This window comes from Thalassobaculum sp. OXR-137 (genome assembly GCF_034377285.1).
In the GTDB taxonomy this organism is placed as follows: Bacteria; Pseudomonadota; Alphaproteobacteria; order Thalassobaculales; family Thalassobaculaceae; genus Thalassobaculum.
Window position 1 is genome coordinate 5,420,489 of the sequence record NZ_CP139715.1, and the last position, 18,736, is coordinate 5,439,224.

Consider the following 18,736-nt stretch of genomic DNA (forward strand, 5'->3'; position numbering starts at 1 on the left):
ATGAACGATCAGAACAAGACCCAGCCGATCCTGGAGATCGACAACCTCACCGTCGACCTGCCGGAGGGCAACGACCGCCGGCACGCGGTCGACGGCGTCTCGATCTCCGTCGGTCCGCGCGAAATCGTCTGCCTCGTCGGCGAGTCCGGCTCGGGCAAGTCGGTCACCGCGTTCAGCGTGATGGGGCTGCTGCCCAAGGGCCAGCTCACCCCGAGCGGCGGCGCCATCCGCCTGATGGGCGAGAACGTGCTGGAGGCGAGCGACGAGCGGCTGCGCGAACTGCGCGGTGCCCGCATGTCCATGATCTTCCAGGAGCCGATGACGGCCCTGAACCCGACCATGACCTGCGGCGACCAGATCGAGGAGGTGCTGACCACCCATACCTCGCTCGACCAGGCGGCGCGCCAGGCCAAGATCCTCGATATCCTGGAGCAGGTTCAGCTTCCCGATCCGCCGCGCATGGCGGCCTCCTACCCGCACCAGCTTTCCGGCGGCCAGCGCCAACGCATCATGATCGCCATGGCCCTGGTGCTGGAGCCGGTGCTGCTGATCGCCGACGAGCCGACCACCGCGCTCGACGTGACGACCCAGGAGCAGATCCTCAAGCTGATCAAGGAAATCCAGAAGACCCACGAGACGGCGGTGCTGTTCATCACCCATGATTTCGGCGTGGTGGCGGAGATCGCCGACCGGGTCGCGGTGATGCAATGGGGCAAGGTGGTCGAGGAAGGTCCGGCAGAGGCGGTGCTGAAGCGGCCGCGGGAGCCCTACACCAAGATGCTGATCGGCGCGGTGCCGAGCTTTACGCCGCACGGGCGCGCCCGTGTCGCCAAGGCGCCGGTGGTGCTGGCGACCGACGGGCTGTGCAAGACCTATGGCGGCGGCGGCTTCTTCCAGAAGGCCCGCGCGGTCCATGCCGCCAAGGACGTCTCGCTCGAGGTCCGGCGCGGCGAGACCCTGGGCATCGTCGGCGAGTCCGGCTCCGGCAAGTCGACAGTGGCCCGCTGCATCGCCCGGCTGATCGACCCGACCTCCGGCCATATCTATCTGCACAACGACGACATCGCGACGGCCTCCCAGAGCCGCCTGCGCGCCCTGCGCCGCCGGGTGCAGATCATCTTCCAGGACCCCTACCGCTCCCTCAATCCGCGCCGCACTGTCGGCGCGTCGATCGTCGAGGGGCCGATGAACTACGGCATGGGCGAAAAGGAGGCCTATGAGCGGGCCCGCTCGCTGATGTCCCTGGTGCGCCTGGATCCGAGCGCCCTGGACCGCTTCCCGCACCAGTTCTCCGGCGGTCAGCGCCAGCGCATCTGCATCGCCCGCGCGCTCGCCATGGAGCCGGACCTGCTGATCGCCGACGAGGCGGTCTCCGCCCTCGACGTGTCGGTGCAGGCCCAGGTGCTGGAGCTGCTGGACGACATCCGCCGCCGGCTCGACCTCGCCATGCTGTTCATCACCCATGACCTGCGGGTCGCCGCCCAGGTCTGCGACACCGTGGCGGTGATGCATCGCGGCGTGGTGGTCGAGTACGGCGAAGCGGCGGAGGTGTTCGGCAACCCGCAGCACGACTACACCCGGGCCCTGTTCGCCGCCGCCCCCGGCCGCGGATTCGACTTCGGCAGTGCCGCCGCCCTCGCAGCCGGCTGACCCCGGCCGCGGCGTCGGTCTCGGAACCCGAAGCGGGGCGCCGCGTTGTTCCCGTACTGATGAAAAATGTGGGCGGGTAAGACATGACCATTCTGCGACTTCTTCTGACCATCCTTCTGCCGCCGCTGGGCGTCTTCCTGACGGTCGGCATCGGCGCTCAGTTCTGGATCAACATCCTGCTGACGCTCCTGGGCTACATCCCCGGAATCGTTCACGGCGTCTGGGTGATCGCCAAGCGAACCCCCTCGGCTCCGTGACTGCGGGACGCGGCGGCATCGGTCGGTGCCGCCCGACGCGCTCCCCGGCGCGTTCTCGCTTTATTCTGACGATCCTCCCTCTGCTCGTCGCCGCCACCCTGCTCGTCGCCGCCACCCTGCTCGTCGGGATGCCGGCAGCCATGGCCCCTGCGCATGCGCAGGACGGGTCCGCCACCGTCAGCGCGCCGTCTGACATGCCGCGCGCCGTCGCGGTCGAGCCGGTGGCGCGCGACGACGCCATCTCCCGGCGCATCGACAGCATCCTGCGGGCGACCGACTGGTACAGCGACGTCCGGGTGCGCACCAGCGAGGGCGTGGTCTTCCTGGACGGCAGCACCCGCACCGACGAGCACCGGGTCTGGGCGCGCAACCTCGCCGCCAATACCCAGGACGTGGTCGCGGTGGTCAACCGGATCACGGTGACGCCGCAGACCGACTGGTCGTTCGAGCCGGCGCTGAACGAAGTCCGCGCGCTGCTCTATACCGGTCTGGCCAGCCTGCCGCTGATCGCGCTGGCGCTGGTCATCCTGCCGCTGGCCTTCTATGCCGCGACGCTGGTGGGGCGGCTGGTGGAATGGGCCCTGCGCCGTCAGGTGAGTTCGCCCTTCCTGCGCAGCGTGATCGCGCGCACGGTGTCGATCCCGGTCTTCCTGATCGGCCTCTACATCGTGCTTCAGGTTGCCGGGCTGACCCAGCTCGCCCTGTCCCTGCTCGGCGGCGCCGGCGTGGTCGGCATCATCGTCGGCTTCGCCTTCCGCGACATTGCCGAGAATTTCCTCGCCAGCCTGCTGCTCAGCATCCGCCAGCCGTTCCGGCGCGGCGACTACATCGTCGTCGGCGGCCAGGAGGGCACGGTGCAGAGCATGAACACCCGCAGCACCCTGCTGCTGTCGCGCGAGGGCAACCACATCCAGATCCCGAACGCGGCCGTCTTCAAGAGCACGATCGTCAACTTCAGCGCCGCGGCCGCCCGCCAGGAATACCTCGAAATCGGCATCGGCTTCGACGCTTCCATCACCGCCGCCCAGGAGCTCATCCGCACGGTGATGGTCGACCATCCGGCGGTGCTCGAGGAGCCGGAGGAGCCGCTGGTCCTGGTGGAGTCCCTCGGCAGCGCCACGGTCAATCTGCGGGCCTATTTCTGGTTCGACGGCCACGCCTATTCGGTGCTGAAGATCCGCTCCGCCCTGCTGCGACTGATCAAGAAGGCGCTGACCGAGGCCGGCATCTCCATGCCGGACGAGGCGCGCGAAGTCATCTTCCCGCAGGGCGTGCCGGTGACCATGCTGGACCCATCCTCCGGCGCCGGCACGGCCAGCGCGGCGGCCGAGACCGAGACGAAACCGTCGCCCGCCCCGCTCGCCGACGAGTCGGGCGCATCGGCGACCACGTCGGAAGGCGATCTGGAGAACGACACGGAATCCCTGGAACGCCACGCCGCGGACGCGGATATTCCCGAGGCGGATCAGGATCTGCTGGCCGGAGGCGGTCGCAGGCTTTGAGCCGGGGGCGGCGGACGGTCAGCCGCCCGCCAGTCCCAGGGTCTCGAGACCGATGGCCAGGAGGGCTCCGAAGATCGGGATCACCGCCAGCCCCGCCAGGGCGAACAGCCCGTCGCGGGTCAGCAGCCCGCCGGCGATCAGCAGGACGGCCGCGCCGGCCACCGACGACGAGAACGGGATGAACTCCAGGAACGGCATCGCCAGACCGCAGAGCAGGCAGACGCATTCCAGCGCCGTACGGCCCGGCGGCTCGATCAGCCATTTCAGCCGGACCTGGGCGTGATCGTCCATCCAGCGGGCGATCTTCCCCAGCTTGCCGATGGCGGCCCGGGCGCGCCGGCCGCTGACATTGCGCCGGGCAACGATATCCGGAATCCACAGGCTTCCGAGGCCGGGAAAGATCATCTGCGCCGAGATGATCGCGATGACCGCGCCGCACAGGGAGGACATCAGCGGCACGCCGGACAGCGGCGACATCACGGCCAGGGACGGAACGATCAGCAGCGGCAGATACGACCGGCGCCCGAACGCCTCCAGGGTCTCGCCCACGGTGACGCGCTCGCCCTGGGCGGTATCCGCCATGCGGTCGACGATATCGGTCAGCGGATGGTCGGGCGAGAGCCCGTGCTCCCCTTCCGACGGTGATGCGGTCATAAGACCTCTGCTCGGCTCCGGTTGACGCGGCACGCGGGCCGAACCGGCCGGCCAGACGCTCCGTGGGTAACCCTACAAACGCCAGGGACAGCGCCGGGTTCCCGAACACGGAAGAGCCGCGCGGACAAGCCGCTAACGGGTCGAATTGTCGAAGCGAAAGAGGGGAGTGGTGCCCAGGGGCGGATTTGAACCACCGACACGCGGATTTTCAATCCGCTGCTCTACCAACTGAGCTACCTGGGCGGCGCCGAAGCGCGACGGCGTATATAGCGGCCACGATCCGACCTGTCCAGCACGTCTCATCGGGAAAATTCATCGCCGGCGCGGAAGACCTCGGGAACGCGGGCGAGCGTTGAAGTGACGGGGTCCGCCCCGTACATTGCCCGTGCCATGCAGATCGCCGATGCCCTCCGCCTCGCCATCCGTCACTTCAACGCCGGTCAGGCGTCCGAAGGTGCCGCCCTGTGCGAGGCCATCCTGAACGCCCAGCCCGACAACCCGGTGGCCAACTGCCTGCTGGCCCGCGCCCGGATGCGCGACGGCGCCCCGGGCGAGGCCCGCGCCATGGTCGACCGCGCCCTGCGGGCCGCCCCGGACTATCCGGCCGGCCTGGAACTCGACGCCCGGCTGCTGGACGAGGTGGAGGGCGCCGACAAGGCCGTGGTCGCCCGCGCCTATCGCCGCGCCATGGCGGTCAACCCGTCGGCCGCCGCCCTGTGGTTCGCCTATGGCAACCTGCGGCAGGGCGCGTTCGGCGACGCGGCCGGCTCCCTGGCGCCCTATGCCCGCGCCATGGCCGCGCGGCCGGCTGACATCCCGGTGGCGATGAACCGGGCCACCGCGCAGCTCAAGCTGGGCGATGCCGCAGCGGCGCTCGACCTGTGCGAAGAGGTGCTGGCGAGCCGGCCGACCCATATCCGCGCGCTGGCCCTGAAGACGAGCGCGCTGTTCGACCTCGGCCGCCCGGCGCCGGCCGACGCGCTGACCGGATTCGGCACGCTCACCCGGCCGATGACGCTGCCGGTGCCCCAGGGATACGCGTCGCTGGAGGCATTCAACGCCGCCTTCGCCGACGCCATCCGCACCCATCCGCGCCGGCGCGACGACTACGACCCCAACAAGCGGGCGATCCGCGGCGGGTCCATCGTCACCGACCTGCTGAATCACGATCATCCGGCGATCCGCGGCTTCCACACCGCCCTGGACGCGGCGATCGCCGCCTACGGCGCCGCCCTGCCCGCCCTGCCCGGCCATCCGCATATCGAGGGCCGGCCGCGCGGCTATGCCCTGGACGTCTGGGGCAACATCCTGCGGGCGCAGGGCCATCAGGACGGCCACATCCACAATCTCGGCTGGCTGTCGGGCGTCTATTACGTGGAGATGCCCGAGGTTCTGAGCGAGGACGACCCGAACCATGAAGGCTGGATCGAGTTCAATCACCCGGGCTACGGCATCCCCGACCGCGGGACCGCCACCGTCCACCGGGTCTGTCCCCGGCCGGGCATGATCGTGCTCTTCCCGTCCTATGTCTGGCACCGCACGGTGCCGTTCGAGGGCGCGGGCGAACGGATCTCCGTCGCCTTCGACCTGCATCCGCGATGAAGGCCCCCACCCGCCGTCCGGCTTCGACCGGTCCCGATGCCGCCGTCGCCGGCGCCCTGCAGCATGCCGGCATGCTGTTCCGCGCCCGGCGCTTCCTGGAGGCGGCCGACGCCTACCGGACGGTGATCCGGATGCAGCCGAAGCTGCCGGACGTGCACAACAACCTGGGCGTGGCGCTGAAATCCGCCGGCCGCCTGGCCGAGGCGATCCCCTGCTTCCGCCGCGCCGTCCGTCTGAAACCGGACTACCTGGCAGCCCATGCCAACCTGGCCGCCGCGCTGGAGGCATCGGGCGACCCGCGGGCCGCGCTCGACCCGCGGGTCGACGCCTGGCGGCTGGAGCCGGAAGCCTATGAGCCGCGCGAGGCGCTGATCCGGGCCCTGCGCCGCTGTCCCTACGACAAGGCCCATCCGGGCGCCCGGGCGGCCCTGTCGGCGCTGCAGGAAGATCCGGACGTGGACCAGCAGGCGCTGTCCGACCCGGCGATCCGCCTGTGGGCGAGCCACCCGGCGATCCGCCGGGGCATGGAAGCGGCCGAGGCGGGCTTTCCCGAACGGCCGGCTGGCGCCGGCTTCAAGCCGATCACCACCTTCCTCGCCGACGAGCTGATCCTGTCGGCCCTGTCCTGGTCGATCGTCGCCCATCCGGGCATGGAGGCCTGGCTGACCCGCACCCGCGCCTGGCTGCTGGATAGCGCCGTCGCGGGCAATCTTGGCAGGGTCGATGCGGCGTGGCTGGCCGCCATCGCCCTGCAGGCGCGGGCGGCGGAATGGGTCTGGTTCGAGACCGAGGAGGAGAGCGACCTGCTGATCCGCCTCGCCGACCTGCACGCCGCCGGCGAGAAGACGCCCCACCGGGCCCTGATCCGGGCGATGTACATGCCGCTGGAGACCGATCCGGAGGTCGGCGCGCTGCACCGCGAGGCCGGCGGCATGCCGGCCGACGACACCTCGCCCTATGCCCTGCTGCTGCGCCGCTCTTTGATCCACCCGCGCGAGGAATGGCGCCTGGGCGAGGAGGTGAGCGAGGCGACGTTCACCGACGCGGTCTCCCGGGCGGTGCAGAACCAGTACGAGGACAATCCCTACCCGCGCTGGCTGAGCCTGTCCCGCCGGCCGCGCACCACCATCGGCCGGCATCTCGCCCAGGTGCTCGCCCTGCCGCAGTCGGTGCGCACCGAGGAGGCCCTGCCGCGCATCCTGATCGCCGGCTGCGGGACCGGCCGCCACGCGCTGCAGACCGCCCTGCGCTACGAGAATGCCGAGGTGCTGGCGGTCGACCTGTCGCGGGCCTCGCTCGCCTATGCCCGGCGCATGGCGCGGGAGCTGCGGGTGCGCAACATCCGCTTCGCCCAGGCCGATATCCTGGAGATGGATTCTGTCTCCGAGCGGTTCGACCTGATCGAGAGTTCCGGCGTGCTGCATCACCTGGACGAGCCGATGCGGGGCTGGCGGGTGCTGCGCCGGCTGCTGGCGCCGCGCGGGCTGATGCGGTTGGCCTTCTACAGCCGGCGCGCCCGGCTGCCGCTGGAGGAGATTCGCCAGGGCGTGCCCGAGCGCGGCGAGACGATGAAGCGGGTGCGGGCGGCCCGGCGGCGGACCTACGCCCTGGCCGAGGACCATCCCGGGCGGGCGCTGCTGCGCTCGGCGGATTTCTACGCGGCGTCAGGCGTGCGCGACGCGCTGCTGCACACCTGCGAGCACACGGTGAACCCGCTCTGGATCCGCGGCGCGCTGGAGGAGCTGGGGCTGCATTTCCTCGGCTTCGAGCTGCCCGACCCGGCGATCCTGGCGGAGTACCGGCGGCGCAATCCGTCCGACCCCGGCGGCCTGGATCTGGAGGCCTGGGACACGTTCGAGGTCGACTATCCGGACGTGTTCCTCGGGATGTATCAGTTCTGGGTCCAGGCCGACGGGTAGCGGACGGGCGTTCGCCCCCTATTCCTCGCCGCGCTCCAGCCGGGCGACCAGCGCGTCGATTTCGGTCTCGTCCGGCACGTCCTCGCTGGGAATCCGGTAGGTCTCGCCCAGCCAGCGGCCGAGGTCGACCTGCTTGCAGCGCGGCGAGCAGAACGGGCGCACCGTCGCCTCGCTCGGCTTGCCGCAGATCGGGCACTTCAGTTTCCGCGCCTTTCCGATCGGATGGATCTCGCCCATCGTCCCTCGCCTGCTATCCGTCGCCGTCAATCGCACAGTCCTGCGGTCCGAGTGCCGGATCCGCCGTGACCGTCAGCGCCCCGAGGCGCCGACGTTCCGCCGCAACGATAATCGCACCGGGTCCCTCCAGCCAACCGGCGACCTCAGGCGGGACTCGCAGCCGTGGCCGCGCGATCCCGCCGACCTCCCGCCGCAGCCGGTCCAGGGCCGCCCAGGCCCGCGCCCGCGGCGACAGCCGCCGGTCGCCCGGCGGGACCAGCAGCTCGTCCGACAGGGAGCGGCGGGGCGACTCGCGCAGGCATTCCAACATGCCGCCGGGCGTCCAGCCCAGTACCTGCCAGGCGGCCGGGTCGTCGGCGACCGCCCCCCTCAGGGCCTCGGCCACGCGGTCCCGGTCGCCACGGCCGCCCATGCGCGGAAAGTCGATCAGCAGCGTGCCGCGCAACCCGCGCAGGCGGGCGATGGCGGCGGCACCGGCCGCCGCCTGGAGGTTGGCCTGAACCAGCGCCTCGCCCCGCGGCGAGCGCGCCAGGTTCACGTCGACCAGAGTCGCCGTCTCGCCCTCCTCGACCACCAGGGACAGGCCGTCGGCCAGCGCAACCGTGCCGGCAAGCGCGCGGTCCAGCGCCTCCTCGCCGCCGGCGTCGCGGAAGGCGGTACCGTCGCGGTCGTGCTCGATCGCGATGCCGGGCCGATGGGCGGCGACACGGGTGGGCAGGTCCGGCGGGGGTAGCAGCCAGCAGGGCGGGGCCGCCGTCTGCGCCGCCCTCTCGATCGCGTGCCAGAGATCCACCAGACGGGAGACCTCCGCCGCCAGATCCTCGACGTCCCGCTCTGCGGCCTCGCTGCGGATCATGGCGCCGAGACCGTCGGCCAGGGCAGGCTGCACCGCCGCCCGGATCGCGGCGCGGCGGCCCTTGGCCTTGATCGCCGAGGCGATGCCGAGTTCCGGCTGGAACGGGGTCAGCACGACACCGTCGCCGGCCAGTTCCACCCGACGGCGCAGGACCGCCCGCTTGGCGCCCGACCCGTCGGCGGTGACCTGGACCACGACCCTGGCGCCGTCGTTGACCTTGCCGTCGCGCAGATACCCGGATCCGTCCGGCAGCTCGGCCACCGAGGCGCCGCCGGCGGTGCGGGCGGTGACGAGAGCGACGCCGCCGATCCGGATGGGGTTGTCGTCGCCCTCCACCCAGATCTCGACGATCTCCTCGTTCTGCAAGAAGAGCACCCGGGCACATCCGGGCGCGGCATGGATCACAGCGCGGCCGCAGGCGCTCACGCAGGCGCCTCGTCGGCAGGCAAATGGGCGAAACCGATGCCGGTCAGCAGCGCGTAGGTCTCCGCCAGGGCCAGACCGACCACGTTGGAATAGGAGCCGTTCAGGAAATCGACATAGGCGGCAGCCAAACCCTGCACCGCATAGCCGCCGGCCTTGCCCGACCAGTCGCCTGACGCGAGAAAGGCGGCGAGTTCGGCGTCGGACAGCCGTTTGAAGCCGACCCGCGTCTCCACCACCCGCTCATGGGCGCGGCCCTGGGGGTCGATCACGCAGATGCCGCCCAGCACCCGGTGGCGCCGGCCGGACAGCAGCGAGAGGCAGCGCCGCGCCTCGGCGGCGCTCTCCGCCTTGGGCAGGATGCGGCGGCCGCAGGCGACCACGGTGTCGGCCGCCAGCACGAAGCATCCCGGATGCCGGGGAGCGACCGCGTCGGCCTTGGCGCGGGCCATGCGGGCGGCATAGGGGCGCGGTTTCTCGGCGGGGAAGGGAGTTTCGTCCGCCTCGGCCGGGTCCACCCGATCGGGGACAAGCCCGATCTGCGCCAGCAGGTCGCTGCGGCGGGGGGAAGCGGATGCGAGGATGAACGGGGCGCCCTGAGGCGGGCGCAATACCAGTGGGGCGGTCATCGCTCCGACCAGCCCAGTCCGATTACTTGAACCGGAACGTGATCCGACCCTTGCTGAGGTCGTACGGGGTCATCTCGACATTGACCCGGTCGCCGGCCAGCACGCGAATGCGGTTCTTGCGCATCTTGCCGCTGGTGTGCGCGAGGACTTCGTGGTCATTGTCCAGCTTCACGCGGAACATCGCGTTCGGCAGCAGTTCGGCAACAGTGCCGGAAAACTCGATCATGTCTTCTTTTGCCATTATCGCTCCTTGTCGCGGTTTTGAGCGTGCCTTAAGTGCGGGCGCGGGCTTCAAAGGTCAAGTTGTTTTCCCGAAACTCACCCGAGACCATCGCGCGTGAAACACGCAGGACGCAGGGAGCGGACGAATGCCTGATCGCCTGCGCCTCAGCCGCAAGGCCGGATGGCGCCTGCCGCCCGGAGCGCGCAGCGTGGCCCGTCCCCATGTCTTTGGTAACCCGTTCACGCCGCACTGGTTCCACGAAGCCGGCGGAACCGGGGACTGGCGCCCGGCGGTGGTGGCCGCCTTTCGGGCCTGGCTCGAGGGCAGCGCGCACCGGGACGTGGCGCCCGAGCGGCGCGCGGAAATCCTGTCCCGACTGGAGGACCTCCGCGGCCTGCACCTCGCCTGCTGGTGCCCGCTGGACGGACCGTGCCACGCGGATGTCCTGCTGGAGGCGGCCAATGGGAAGAGCGAGCTATCCCCGCACCCGTCGTCCTGATGCAAATCAGGATCTGCGGTGCACTGGCGCCGGCAGCTTGATCCTGACTTGCGTCAGGATGACGGGTGCGGTTGGTTCAGATACGCGAACCGGGTCCTGATCCGCTCCACCAGACTGTCGCGCACCGCGCGGTAGGCGTCGAGCCGCGTCTCGCGGTTGCCCTCGATCACCGTCACGTCCAGGGTCGGCCAGTATTCGATGTCGCAGGCCATGGTCCGGGTCAGCTCGATCGCCCGGTGCTGGGCTTCCGGCGAAAGCGAGACGATCACGTCGAAGAACCCGTCCTCCAGCATGTCGAAGCTCTTCGGCCGGTGGCGGCCCATGTCGATGCCAATCTCGTTCATGACCTCGATCACGAACGGATCCAGGTTGCCCCGCCCCACCCCGCACGAGTCCACATAGATCCGGGTCCCGGCCATCGCCTTCAGGATGCCCTCGGCCATGGGAGAACGCACCGCGTTCATGCTGCAGGCGAAGAGCACGGCGCTGGGCTGCTGGATTGTGGCGAAGGGATCGCTCAGGGACACCGGCTCATCCCCGGATATGCAGAACGCAGAGCAGCGTGAACAGCCGCCGGGCGGTGGGATGGTCGAGGGCGATGCGGCCGTCCAGCCGGTCGCGCAGCATCTGCGAGCCCTCGTTGTGCAGGCCGCGGCGGCCCATGTCGATCGCCTCGATCTGCGACGGGGAGAGCCGCTTGATCGCCTCGTAATAGCTCTCGCAGATCTGGAAGTAGTCCTTCACCACTCGGCGGAACGGGGCGAGATGAAGGGCGACCCGGGTCATCGGCGTGTCGGAGGTATCCCGGATGTCGAAGATCAGCCGGTTCTCCTCAACGGAGAGCCGAAGATGGTATGGCCCGGCGCCGGCCTCGTGCGGGCGGAAGCGGTTGTCCTCGAGCAGATCGTAGACGGCGATCGCCCGCTCCTGCTCGACCTCGGCGCTGCGGCGGATCACCGTGCGCTCGTCGAGCGAGATGTGCACTATGCGCGCGTCGTCGCCGGTGGGATCCAGCGGCGCGGTGTCGGAGCCGTCACCCGACATGCGCCCTCCTTAGCTGTTCAGCGCCGGTTCAATCGAACGGCAATCGACCGTGCGTGGGCATCCAGGCCTTCCATTTCCGCCAGTCTAATCGCTGCGGGCCCCACCGCGCCAAGCCCCTCGGCCGTGGCGGCCACGGTGGTGGTGCGCTTCATGAAGTCGAGCACGCCCAGACCCGAGGAAAACCGCGCCGTGCGCGCGGTCGGCAGCACGTGGTTCGGACCGGCGACATAGTCGCCCACCGCCTCCGGCGTGAACCGGCCGAGGAAGATCGCGCCGGCATGGCGGATGCGGTTCGACAGGGCGTCCGGATCCTCGACCGCCAGTTCCAGATGCTCCGGCGCCAGCCGGTCCACCAGCGGCGGCACCTCGTCCATGGACTTGGTGACGATCACCGCCCCGTGGGCGCGCCAGCTCTCCGCTGCGATCTCGGTGCGCGGCAGGGTGACGAGGTGATCCTCGACGGCGGCGAGCACCGCATCGGCGAAATCGGCATCGTCGGTAATGAGGATGGCCTGGGCGTTGGTGTCGTGCTCGGCCTGGCTCAGCAGGTCGATGGCGATCCAGGACGGGTCGTTGTCGGCATCGGCCACGACCAGGATCTCCGAGGGGCCGGCGATGCTGTCGATGCCGACCTTGCCGAAGACATGGCGCTTGGCGGCGGCCACATAGGCGTTGCCCGGGCCGACGATCTTGTCGACCTTGGCGATGCTCTGGGTGCCGTAGGCCAGGGCGGCGATGGCCTGGGCCCCGCCGATCCGCCAGATCTCGGTGATCCCGGCGATGCGGGCGGCGGCGAGCACCAGATCGTTGACCACCCCGTCGGGGGTCGGCACCACCATCACCCGGCGCGACACGCCCGCGACCTTGGCAGGCAGGGCGTTCATCAGCACCGACGACGGATAGGCCGCCGTTCCGCCCGGCACGTAGAGGCCGACCGCGTCGATCGACGTCCAGCGCAGGCCGAGCCGCAGGCCGGCCGGATCGTTGACCTCGAAATCGGTGGGAAGCTGGCGGGCGTGGAAGCTCTCGATCCGCTCGGCCGCCAGTTCCAGCGCAGCCCGGGTCTCCGGGTCGATGCGGGCGACGGCCGCCTCGATCTGGGCGGCACCGATGGCGAGGCCGGTCTCCGCCGGATCGAACCGGTCGAAGCGGCGGGTATAGCCGATCAGCGCGGAATCCCCGCCCTCGATGACGGCGTCGATGATCGCGGAAACGACGTCGCCGACCTCGGCCTCGGTCTCCCGCTTGGAGTTGACCAGTTCCTCGAACGCCTCGGCGAAGCCCGGCTCCCCGGTCGCCAGCCTACGCGGCACGGGCAGCCTCCCGGAACCGGCCGATCAGGTCGTTCACCGGCCCGGGCCGGGTCTTCAGCGCGGTGCGGTTCACCGCCAGACGGGCGCTTACATCAGCGATCCGGTCGATCTCCACCAGCCCGTTGGCCTTCAGGGTCGAGCCGGTCTGCACCAGGTCGACGATGCGGCGGCACAGGCCGAGATTCGGGGCCAGCTCCAGCGCGCCGTTCAGCTTGATGCACTCCGCCTGAACCCCGCGCCGGGCGAAATAACGGCGGGTGACGTTCGGATACTTGGTGGCCACGCGCAGGTGCGACCAGCGCTGCGGATCCTCGTTGGCGGCCAGATCGGCCGGCGCGGCGACGGCGAGATGGCAGTGGCCGACATCCAGGTTCACCGGTGCGTAGATCTCCGGATGATCGAACTCCATCAGCACATCCGAGCCCGATACCGCCAGGTGGGCGGCGCCGAAGGCCAGGAAGGTGGCGGTGTCGAAGCTGCGCACCCGGATGATGTCGAGGTTCGGATCGGAGGTGGCGAACTGGAGCTGACGCGCGTCCTCGTCGAAGAACGCGTCCTCCGGTTCGACCCCGGCCCGCGCCATCAGCGGTGCGATCGCCTTCAGGATCCGGCCCTTGGGCACGGCCAATACAAGCTTGTCGTTCGCATTCACGGCTGTGTCGTCCCGTTGAAAACCTTGCGCCGTCGGCACGTGTGCGGCCTTAAGCGGCCCCGTCCGAGTGCTCGCCCTCGTCGTGGGACGGGCGGAACACGGTGGGCCAGGGGGTGCCGAGGTCCTCCACGTGACAGGACAGGCTGTCCACGTCAAGCCGGATGGTCGATTCGCCGGCGAACACCAGGTCGACCACGCCCTCGCCATAGGCCAGGGACAGCAGGTTCAGCATCTGCCCGGGATCGCGTCGGTCGATGCCCCGGGTGCGGACCTTGCGCACCCCTTCGAAGCGGATGCCGGTATGCACCCGCTCGAACGGCGTGTCCTGGCCCTCGGCCACGGTGCCGTCCGGCGCGATCTCCCAGCGGAACCGGCCGGCCACCAGGACGAACCGGTTCTCGTCGGCCAGGAAGCTCATTTCCGACACCGGCACGATCGCGTCCTGCAGATAGGCGGCGACCACGGTGAGATCCTCGAGATCCTCCGCCCGCACCCGCAGCGGACGGTCCCGCCCCTGATCCCCGAAGGGCCTGATCGCCGGCGTCCGGGCCATGCGCCTACTCCTCCGCCGCAGCGCGGTCGGAGGCGACGCGCCCCACATCGGCGCCACAGGCGGACAGCTTGCCCACCAGATCCTGGTAGCCGCGGTCCAGATGGTAGATCCGGTTGATCACCGTCTCGCCCTCGGCGGCGAGCCCGGCCAGCACCAGCGAGACCGAGGCGCGCAGATCGGTCGCCATCACCTGCGCGCCCTTCAGCTTCTCCACGCCGCGCACCATGGCGGACGCGTGGTGCACCGTGATGTTGGCGCCCATACGCGACAGTTCCGGCACGTGCATGAAGCGGTTCTCGAAGATCGTCTCGGTGATCATCGACGCGCCCCGGGACACGGTCATCAACGACATGAACTGGGCCTGCAGGTCGGTCGGGAAGCCCGGATAGGGCTCGGTCATCATGTCGACGCCCAGCACCCGGTCGCCGTCGCGGGCGACGCGCACGCCGCCCTCGACCGTCTCCAGGGTGACGCCGGCCCGGCGCAGGGTCTCCGCCGCCGCGTCGATCAGGTCCAGCTCGGTATCGGTCAGGACGACGTCGCCGCCGGCGATGGCGACCGCCATGGCATAGGTGCCGGTCTCGATCCGGTCGGCCACCACCTTATGCTCGGCCCCGCCCAGATCCGGCTTGCCCTGGATGTGGATGGTGTCGGTGCCGGCACCCTCGATCTGCGCGCCCATGGCGGTCAGCAGCTTGGCGAGGTCGCTGATCTCCGGCTCGCGGGCGGCGTTGACCAGCACGGTCTCGCCCTCGGCCAGGGCAGCGGCCATCATCAGGTTCTCGGTGGCGCCGACGGAGACGAAGGGGAAGGTGACCCGGCCGCCGCGCAGCCGGCCGCCCGGCGCCTTCGCCTCTATATAGCCGGCCTCGATGGTCACCTCGGCGCCGAGATCGGCGAGACCCTTGAGGTGCAGGTCGACCGGCCGGTTGCCGATGGCGCAGCCGCCCGGCAGCGAGACCTGGGCCTGGCCGAAGCGCGCGACCAGGGGACCCAGCACCAGGACCGAGGCCCGCATCTTGCGGACCAGATCGTAGGGGGCCACGGTGCTGTCGATCCGGGCCGCGTCCATGGCCATGTCGCCGCCGTCGCGCTCGATGCGGACGCCGTGCTGGCGCAGCAGGCTGGTCATCGACGCGATGTCGGCCAGATCCGGAACATTGGTGAGTTTGATCGGCTCGCCGGACAGCAGGCTCGCCGCCATCAGCGGAAGGGCAGCGTTCTTGGCACCGCTGATGGGGATCGTCCCGTGGAGCGGCCGGCCGCCCCGCACGCGAATCTGGTCCATGGATCACACAACATGTTGTTTGGTCGGTTCTAACCGACGGGGGCGGGAGGGCTCAAGCACGACGCCTTCTGGATGCACCCCCATTCGGGCGAAACCGTGGCATACCGCCATTTATTCCGGGTCGGCGGCATCCTTCGCGGGAGGCTCCGCATCCGCCCTTGCCCGTGATTGCGCCTTGCGGCGGCGCAGATTCGCGCGCAGGGCCTGTTCCAGCCGGGCAGTGCGGTCGTCCTTGGCGCCTGCGGCCGCGGGTCCGGCGGCGCCGTCCGTCGAGGATTTCGCCGGGCCGGTCCGGCGCTTGTCGCGATCCATGCTCCTCTCCGATCCTTGCGGTTTCATGCTGTCGCGCGCCGTCATCGTGTGGGGGCGGTGCCGGTCCCTGCAGCGGCCGATCCGGCGCGCGGGCGGTCCGTCCTATCACGGCATGTCATAAACCGGCGATAACGCACTTGCACCCCGCAGGTGTCTCTGGCATGTATGCGCGCCTCGCGGGTCGGCGCCCATCGCCAACGCTTTCAGCCCGCCGCAGGATGCTGCCGTAGCTCAGGGGTAGAGCACTCCCTTGGTAAGGGAGAGGCCGAGAGTTCAAATCTCTCCGGCAGCACCACCTTTCTTTCTGACATGCTAAGACCGTCTAACACCCTAAAAACATTCGACTTTTTGGTGTTCAAACAGCCTGTTTCTCGACTGTGCTCAACAGGCCCGTCAAAGGCCAGTCTCATCACTAAATTGCGGGCGTCCGGGCCGCCAATTTTCCAGCAATCATAAGGGTTTGCGAGAAATCGCATCGAGAGTTCAAACATTTCCGCGAACGGGCGTGCGGGCGCAGCCTTCCGCGAGGCCAGATCAAGCGCGACAAGCTTGTCCTTCTCCAACGCCTCTATGCGGTCTTCGAAGGCTTTCAGGGCGCGAGCGTTCGACACTTCCATCATGCGATCGACGACCTTGCCAATCTCGACTTCCAGCTCTCGTACCTTGTTCGCATAGGCTTTGGTGGTTGCCGTCAACCGGGCTGCCTGTGCATCCCACGCCTTGGCGAACAGGGCCGCTGCTAGGTCGAGGAAAGGACGCGAGGGCTGGAGCGTTCGAAGAACCTCCTCGAAGCGTCCATGCAGCTTCGCCGCTGGGATCGTCTTGCCTCTCTCCGCGCAGCCCTGGTGGTGACAGAAGTAATAGGGATAGTGTTGGTACTTGCCCTTGCTCCATCCTGCGGTCAGCGAATATCCGCACGCCGAGCATGCGACCGCGCCCCGAAGCGGAATATCCTCGCTCATATCTTTCCGCGCGGGCATGACAGGACGCATCTTGAGACGTTCCTGAATGCGCCAGAACGTCTCCTTAGAAACAATCCCCTCGTGCTTCGCCTCGCGCATGGAGATACCCCAACTCGGAGCCGAGACGTATCCACCATACAGGATTTGCTCGAGCATGCGCTTGACGGTCATCTGCCGTATACGCCCACCCGGCAGATCTTTTGGGAACTCCGGTTGAGCTTCTAGGTAGCGAACGACTTCAGACTGCGATTGATATCTCCCGCAGGCGAAGCCTTCGAGGGCTTCCCGGACGATGGAGGCAATTGGCTCGTCGTGAACGAGCACCTTTCCGCCGCCCTTGGCCGCTACGTATTTAAGGCCCACCGGTGGAACTGAGCGCACCGCATAACCTTGCTCGACACGGGCCATGGCCTTTTGCTTGTTCTGCCTCCCCATCTGGAGACGTTCCAACTCACCGGCAGCGGCAGAGATGATCTCGTTGAATTTGCCTTCGGGCGTGTCCTCGAAATTGAAGTTAAGGCATTCGCGCACAGCGCCACGCTCGGTCATGATCCGGCGTAGTTTCAGGTGAAACTCGACGTCTCTTGCATAGCGTTTTAGATCATCAAAAATTACAACGTAACGTTCGTGAGCCCGGGCATCGAGATAAGCCAGCAGTGCGACCATGCCCTTGCGGTTAATGAAATCACCGCCGCCTGAGACGTCATCTGGGAATACGGCCTCGACCGTATAGCCCTTCGCTTCGGCATACTGACGGCAGCGATACTCCTGACTATCAAGCCCGGAGCCGTCCTTGGTTTGCTTCTTTCCAGAGACCCGGCAGTAGATGACGGCTTTGGCCGGTCGGCTGATATTCGTGACGCTATTCATCAATGACTCCTCCCGCACGTGAACCGGCTTTTGGCCTGTTCAAGCGCATAAATTCTTCGATCAAATCACCATGGGAGGAGTTTACCATGCCAGGGCGCAAAGACGCCGATTTCCCGCAGAAATCTGGGACTTCTCCACAGGAAACCCGTGCCTGCTGCACCGGATGAACGTTGAAGCCGAGAGCGACGAACTCGCAAACGATACTCCAGATAAGCGTGATATATTCCGCCTTCTGCTCGTCGCTCCAGTCGGCTTCGGATAAGAAGTGCGCGAACTCGGTGGCGTCAAATTCGAGGGAGAGTGGGCTGGTCGCAGAGCGGGGCTCTTGGAGCCCGATTGGGTTTTGTGTTTTTTCCAGCGTCATTGCCATCTCCTTCGTCAAATCAACACCCCATGTCGCGTTCCTTTCCTTGGTAGCGACAGAACAAAAAGAGAACAATATCTACTTTAATTTGTGTCGCCCCGCAAGGAGAACCTCATCTGGATTCTCACTATCTTTCTTGGTCTCGTTCTTGATTGCGAATGGCGTCATGCGTTTCGCCGCGCTGACACTTGAATTCCGCCTTCCGCTCTTCACTCTCCCGTTCGCTGTTTTCGCGAATGGCTTCGCGCTGGAGTTCATTCGACCGTGTGTAGGTCTGCCTTGCGAGTTCGGAAAGACGAAGGAGATCGGCTCCGGCGAAGCTTTGTGAATCCCGGTAATTGCCGTCCTGATCGCGATAGGTCCGGCTGAACGTCGCCGAGTGCATGACGGAGTTCTCGGTTTCATTCCGCCAGATTGCAGACTTGAGATGGCCATCGCGCAGAGTGTCGGCAGGCTGCTTGTGCGAGTGTTCCTGCTCGGGCTGCGGCTGTTCGGTCTGATGCGGTTCGGTTCGCGGTTGCTCGTGCTGCGGCCCTCGCGACGAGGTCTGTTCAGTGTGGTCACGCTCCATGGTAGCTACCTCCTTGGCTGTAAATAGAATTGGCCCTGACTATTCGCGGCCTCGGGCGTTGAAGCTTGCACATCGGTCGTGCTGCTGGTCCGGTGGCCTCACCGAGCGAGAGGCTGCGAAATCTGCCTGACGCCGCGCTCGGTCATGAGCTTCGGCGTCCTGACGTTCGCGCTCCCAATTGGCATCGAAGGCTTCTCGGTCGGCATCGAGGGCAAGGGTTGGGCCAGGCCGCAATTCCGGTTCTGGCCGTTCGCGCCTGACCATGAATGACTCGCGCCGCGCCTCCGGCGCCATGTCCTCGCCTTCGGGCTCGAAGGCTTGGGACACGGGCGATACGTGGTCCAATGCTGAACTCT

General features: G+C 68.1%; 21 protein-coding genes, 2 tRNA genes and 1 pseudogene. 8 read left to right on the plus strand and 16 right to left on the minus strand.

Going from position 1 to position 18,736, the window contains the following annotated elements; genetic code table 11:
• The 3 genes from T8K17_RS25110 (at position 1) to T8K17_RS25120 (ending at position 3,409) form a co-directional block, all read left to right on the plus strand.
• The gene (locus T8K17_RS25110; RefSeq protein WP_322332444.1) at positions 1 to 1,650 is read left to right on the plus strand and encodes an ABC transporter ATP-binding protein; all 1,650 of its coding nucleotides are present in this window, start codon (positions 1 to 3) and stop codon (positions 1,648 to 1,650) included.
• Between the two features lie 83 nt (positions 1,651 to 1,733).
• Positions 1,734 to 1,907, plus strand: a complete 174-nt coding sequence (locus tag T8K17_RS25115; protein WP_322332445.1) for a YqaE/Pmp3 family membrane protein — start codon at positions 1,734 to 1,736, stop codon at positions 1,905 to 1,907.
• 140 nt (positions 1,908 to 2,047) lie between these two features.
• Positions 2,048 to 3,409, plus strand: coding sequence for a mechanosensitive ion channel family protein (locus T8K17_RS25120; protein WP_322332446.1), 1,362 nt, complete (start codon positions 2,048 to 2,050; stop codon positions 3,407 to 3,409).
• An 18-nt stretch (positions 3,410 to 3,427) separates the two neighbouring features.
• Here T8K17_RS25120 and T8K17_RS25125 read toward each other — a convergent pair whose 3' ends face one another.
• Both T8K17_RS25125 and T8K17_RS25130 read right to left on the minus strand, forming a co-directional pair.
• On the minus strand, positions 3,428 to 4,063 hold the full coding sequence (locus T8K17_RS25125) for an exopolysaccharide biosynthesis protein (protein ID WP_322332447.1): 636 nt from the start codon (positions 4,061 to 4,063) through the stop codon (positions 3,428 to 3,430).
• 167 nt (positions 4,064 to 4,230) lie between these two features.
• Positions 4,231 to 4,306, minus strand: a tRNA-Phe gene (locus T8K17_RS25130).
• Positions 4,307 to 4,420: 114 nt separating this feature from the next.
• Between T8K17_RS25130 and T8K17_RS25135 the strand changes: the two genes are divergently transcribed.
• Both T8K17_RS25135 and T8K17_RS25140 read left to right on the plus strand, forming a co-directional pair.
• A complete protein-coding gene (locus T8K17_RS25135) occupies positions 4,421 to 5,665 on the plus strand; it encodes a putative 2OG-Fe(II) oxygenase (RefSeq protein WP_322332448.1) in 1,245 nt (414 codons plus the stop codon).
• Entirely contained in the window at positions 5,662 to 7,584 is a 1,923-nt protein-coding gene (locus T8K17_RS25140) for a methyltransferase domain-containing protein (protein ID WP_322332449.1), read from the plus strand. The genes T8K17_RS25135 and T8K17_RS25140 overlap by 4 nt, the downstream gene beginning before the upstream one ends.
• An 18-nt stretch (positions 7,585 to 7,602) precedes the next feature.
• Here the strand turns inward: T8K17_RS25140 and T8K17_RS25145 are convergent, their stop codons facing one another.
• The 4 genes from T8K17_RS25145 to infA are packed head-to-tail and all read right to left on the minus strand — an operon-like array spanning position 7,603 to position 9,970.
• On the minus strand, positions 7,603 to 7,821 hold the full coding sequence (locus T8K17_RS25145; RefSeq protein ID WP_028795329.1) for a DNA gyrase inhibitor YacG: 219 nt from the start codon (positions 7,819 to 7,821) through the stop codon (positions 7,603 to 7,605).
• 13 nt (positions 7,822 to 7,834) lie between these two features.
• The gene (locus tag T8K17_RS25150; RefSeq protein ID WP_322332450.1) at positions 7,835 to 9,052 is read right to left on the minus strand and encodes a ribonuclease E/G; all 1,218 of its coding nucleotides are present in this window, start codon (positions 9,050 to 9,052) and stop codon (positions 7,835 to 7,837) included.
• A gap of 47 nt (positions 9,053 to 9,099) precedes the next feature.
• Positions 9,100 to 9,729, minus strand: coding sequence for a nucleoside triphosphate pyrophosphatase (locus T8K17_RS25155; protein ID WP_322332451.1), 630 nt, complete (start codon positions 9,727 to 9,729; stop codon positions 9,100 to 9,102).
• Between the two features lie 22 nt (positions 9,730 to 9,751).
• Positions 9,752 to 9,970 carry a translation initiation factor IF-1 gene (gene infA, locus T8K17_RS25160; protein ID WP_028795326.1) on the minus strand — a complete coding sequence of 73 codons (219 nt, stop codon included), beginning with the start codon at positions 9,968 to 9,970 and terminating at the stop codon, positions 9,752 to 9,754.
• Positions 9,971 to 10,097: 127 nt separating this feature from the next.
• Between infA and T8K17_RS25165 the strand changes: the two genes are divergently transcribed.
• Complete coding sequence (locus tag T8K17_RS25165) at positions 10,098 to 10,451, plus strand: DUF4326 domain-containing protein (protein WP_322332452.1); 354 nt, start codon at positions 10,098 to 10,100, stop codon at positions 10,449 to 10,451.
• 53 nt (positions 10,452 to 10,504) lie between these two features.
• Here T8K17_RS25165 and T8K17_RS25170 read toward each other — a convergent pair whose 3' ends face one another.
• From T8K17_RS25170 to T8K17_RS25200, 7 genes are all read right to left on the minus strand, one after another.
• Entirely contained in the window at positions 10,505 to 10,978 is a 474-nt protein-coding gene (locus T8K17_RS25170; protein ID WP_416153160.1) for a low molecular weight phosphatase family protein, read from the minus strand.
• Between the two features lie 4 nt (positions 10,979 to 10,982).
• A complete protein-coding gene (locus T8K17_RS25175; RefSeq protein WP_322332453.1) occupies positions 10,983 to 11,495 on the minus strand; it encodes a UPF0262 family protein in 513 nt (170 codons plus the stop codon).
• Between the two features lie 17 nt (positions 11,496 to 11,512).
• Positions 11,513 to 12,808, minus strand: coding sequence for a histidinol dehydrogenase (hisD, locus tag T8K17_RS25180; protein WP_322332454.1), 1,296 nt, complete (start codon positions 12,806 to 12,808; stop codon positions 11,513 to 11,515).
• On the minus strand, positions 12,798 to 13,460 hold the full coding sequence (gene hisG / locus T8K17_RS25185; protein ID WP_322332455.1) for an ATP phosphoribosyltransferase: 663 nt from the start codon (positions 13,458 to 13,460) through the stop codon (positions 12,798 to 12,800). The genes hisD and hisG overlap by 11 nt, the downstream gene beginning before the upstream one ends.
• 49 nt (positions 13,461 to 13,509) lie before the next feature.
• Positions 13,510 to 14,013: a DUF2948 family protein gene (locus T8K17_RS25190; protein WP_322332456.1), complete on the minus strand. Its 504-nt coding sequence runs from the start codon at positions 14,011 to 14,013 to the stop codon at positions 13,510 to 13,512.
• A 4-nt stretch (positions 14,014 to 14,017) separates the two neighbouring features.
• On the minus strand, positions 14,018 to 15,301 hold the full coding sequence (gene murA, locus T8K17_RS25195) for a UDP-N-acetylglucosamine 1-carboxyvinyltransferase (RefSeq protein WP_322332457.1): 1,284 nt from the start codon (positions 15,299 to 15,301) through the stop codon (positions 14,018 to 14,020).
• Between the two features lie 111 nt (positions 15,302 to 15,412).
• Positions 15,413 to 15,613, minus strand: coding sequence for a hypothetical protein (locus T8K17_RS25200; protein WP_322332458.1), 201 nt, complete (start codon positions 15,611 to 15,613; stop codon positions 15,413 to 15,415).
• A 220-nt stretch (positions 15,614 to 15,833) separates the two neighbouring features.
• Here T8K17_RS25200 and T8K17_RS25205 point away from each other — a divergent pair.
• Positions 15,834 to 15,908, plus strand: a tRNA-Thr gene (locus tag T8K17_RS25205).
• 490 nt (positions 15,909 to 16,398) lie between these two features.
• Here T8K17_RS25205 and T8K17_RS26340 read toward each other — a convergent pair.
• The 3 genes and pseudogenes from T8K17_RS26340 to T8K17_RS25215 all read right to left on the minus strand — a co-directional run.
• A pseudogene (locus T8K17_RS26340) lies at positions 16,399 to 17,445 on the minus strand (recombinase family protein); the annotation flags it as partial.
• The gene (locus T8K17_RS25210; RefSeq protein WP_322332459.1) at positions 17,438 to 17,809 is read right to left on the minus strand and encodes a hypothetical protein; all 372 of its coding nucleotides are present in this window, start codon (positions 17,807 to 17,809) and stop codon (positions 17,438 to 17,440) included. The pseudogene T8K17_RS26340 and the gene T8K17_RS25210, both read right to left, overlap by 8 nt.
• A 127-nt stretch (positions 17,810 to 17,936) precedes the next feature.
• Entirely contained in the window at positions 17,937 to 18,380 is a 444-nt protein-coding gene (locus T8K17_RS25215) for a hypothetical protein (protein WP_322332460.1), read from the minus strand.
• Positions 18,381 to 18,524: 144 nt separating this feature from the next.
• On the opposite strand from T8K17_RS25215, the gene T8K17_RS25220 reads away from it, so the two are divergent.
• On the plus strand, positions 18,525 to 18,650 hold the full coding sequence (locus T8K17_RS25220; RefSeq protein WP_322332461.1) for a hypothetical protein: 126 nt from the start codon (positions 18,525 to 18,527) through the stop codon (positions 18,648 to 18,650).
• Positions 18,651 to 18,736: the final 86 nt, after the last annotated feature.

Bases quoted from the DNA above. Each gene is read 5' to 3' on its own strand.
- T8K17_RS25110 (WP_322332444.1), top strand. From the start codon at position 1: ATGAACGATCAGAACAAGACCCAGCCGATCCTGGAGATCGACAACCTC.
- T8K17_RS25115 (WP_322332445.1), top strand. From the start codon at position 1,734: ATGACCATTCTGCGACTTCTTCTGACCATCCTTCTGCCGCCGCTGGGC.
- T8K17_RS25120 (WP_322332446.1), top strand. From the start codon at position 2,048: ATGGCCCCTGCGCATGCGCAGGACGGGTCCGCCACCGTCAGCGCGCCG.
- T8K17_RS25125 (WP_322332447.1), bottom strand. From the start codon at position 4,063: ATGACCGCATCACCGTCGGAAGGGGAGCACGGGCTCTCGCCCGACCAT.
- T8K17_RS25140 (WP_322332449.1), top strand. From the start codon at position 5,662: ATGAAGGCCCCCACCCGCCGTCCGGCTTCGACCGGTCCCGATGCCGCC.
- T8K17_RS25145 (WP_028795329.1), bottom strand. From the start codon at position 7,821: ATGGGCGAGATCCATCCGATCGGAAAGGCGCGGAAACTGAAGTGCCCG.
- T8K17_RS25155 (WP_322332451.1), bottom strand. From the start codon at position 9,729: ATGACCGCCCCACTGGTATTGCGCCCGCCTCAGGGCGCCCCGTTCATC.
- infA (WP_028795326.1), bottom strand. From the start codon at position 9,970: ATGGCAAAAGAAGACATGATCGAGTTTTCCGGCACTGTTGCCGAACTG.
- T8K17_RS25165 (WP_322332452.1), top strand. From the start codon at position 10,098: ATGCCTGATCGCCTGCGCCTCAGCCGCAAGGCCGGATGGCGCCTGCCG.
- T8K17_RS25175 (WP_322332453.1), bottom strand. From the start codon at position 11,495: ATGTCGGGTGACGGCTCCGACACCGCGCCGCTGGATCCCACCGGCGAC.
- T8K17_RS25190 (WP_322332456.1), bottom strand. From the start codon at position 14,013: ATGGCCCGGACGCCGGCGATCAGGCCCTTCGGGGATCAGGGGCGGGAC.
- murA (WP_322332457.1), bottom strand. From the start codon at position 15,301: ATGGACCAGATTCGCGTGCGGGGCGGCCGGCCGCTCCACGGGACGATC.
- T8K17_RS25200 (WP_322332458.1), bottom strand. From the start codon at position 15,613: ATGGATCGCGACAAGCGCCGGACCGGCCCGGCGAAATCCTCGACGGAC.
- T8K17_RS25210 (WP_322332459.1), bottom strand. From the start codon at position 17,809: ATGACGCTGGAAAAAACACAAAACCCAATCGGGCTCCAAGAGCCCCGC.
- T8K17_RS25215 (WP_322332460.1), bottom strand. From the start codon at position 18,380: ATGGAGCGTGACCACACTGAACAGACCTCGTCGCGAGGGCCGCAGCAC.
- T8K17_RS25220 (WP_322332461.1), top strand. From the start codon at position 18,525: ATGAGCTTCGGCGTCCTGACGTTCGCGCTCCCAATTGGCATCGAAGGC.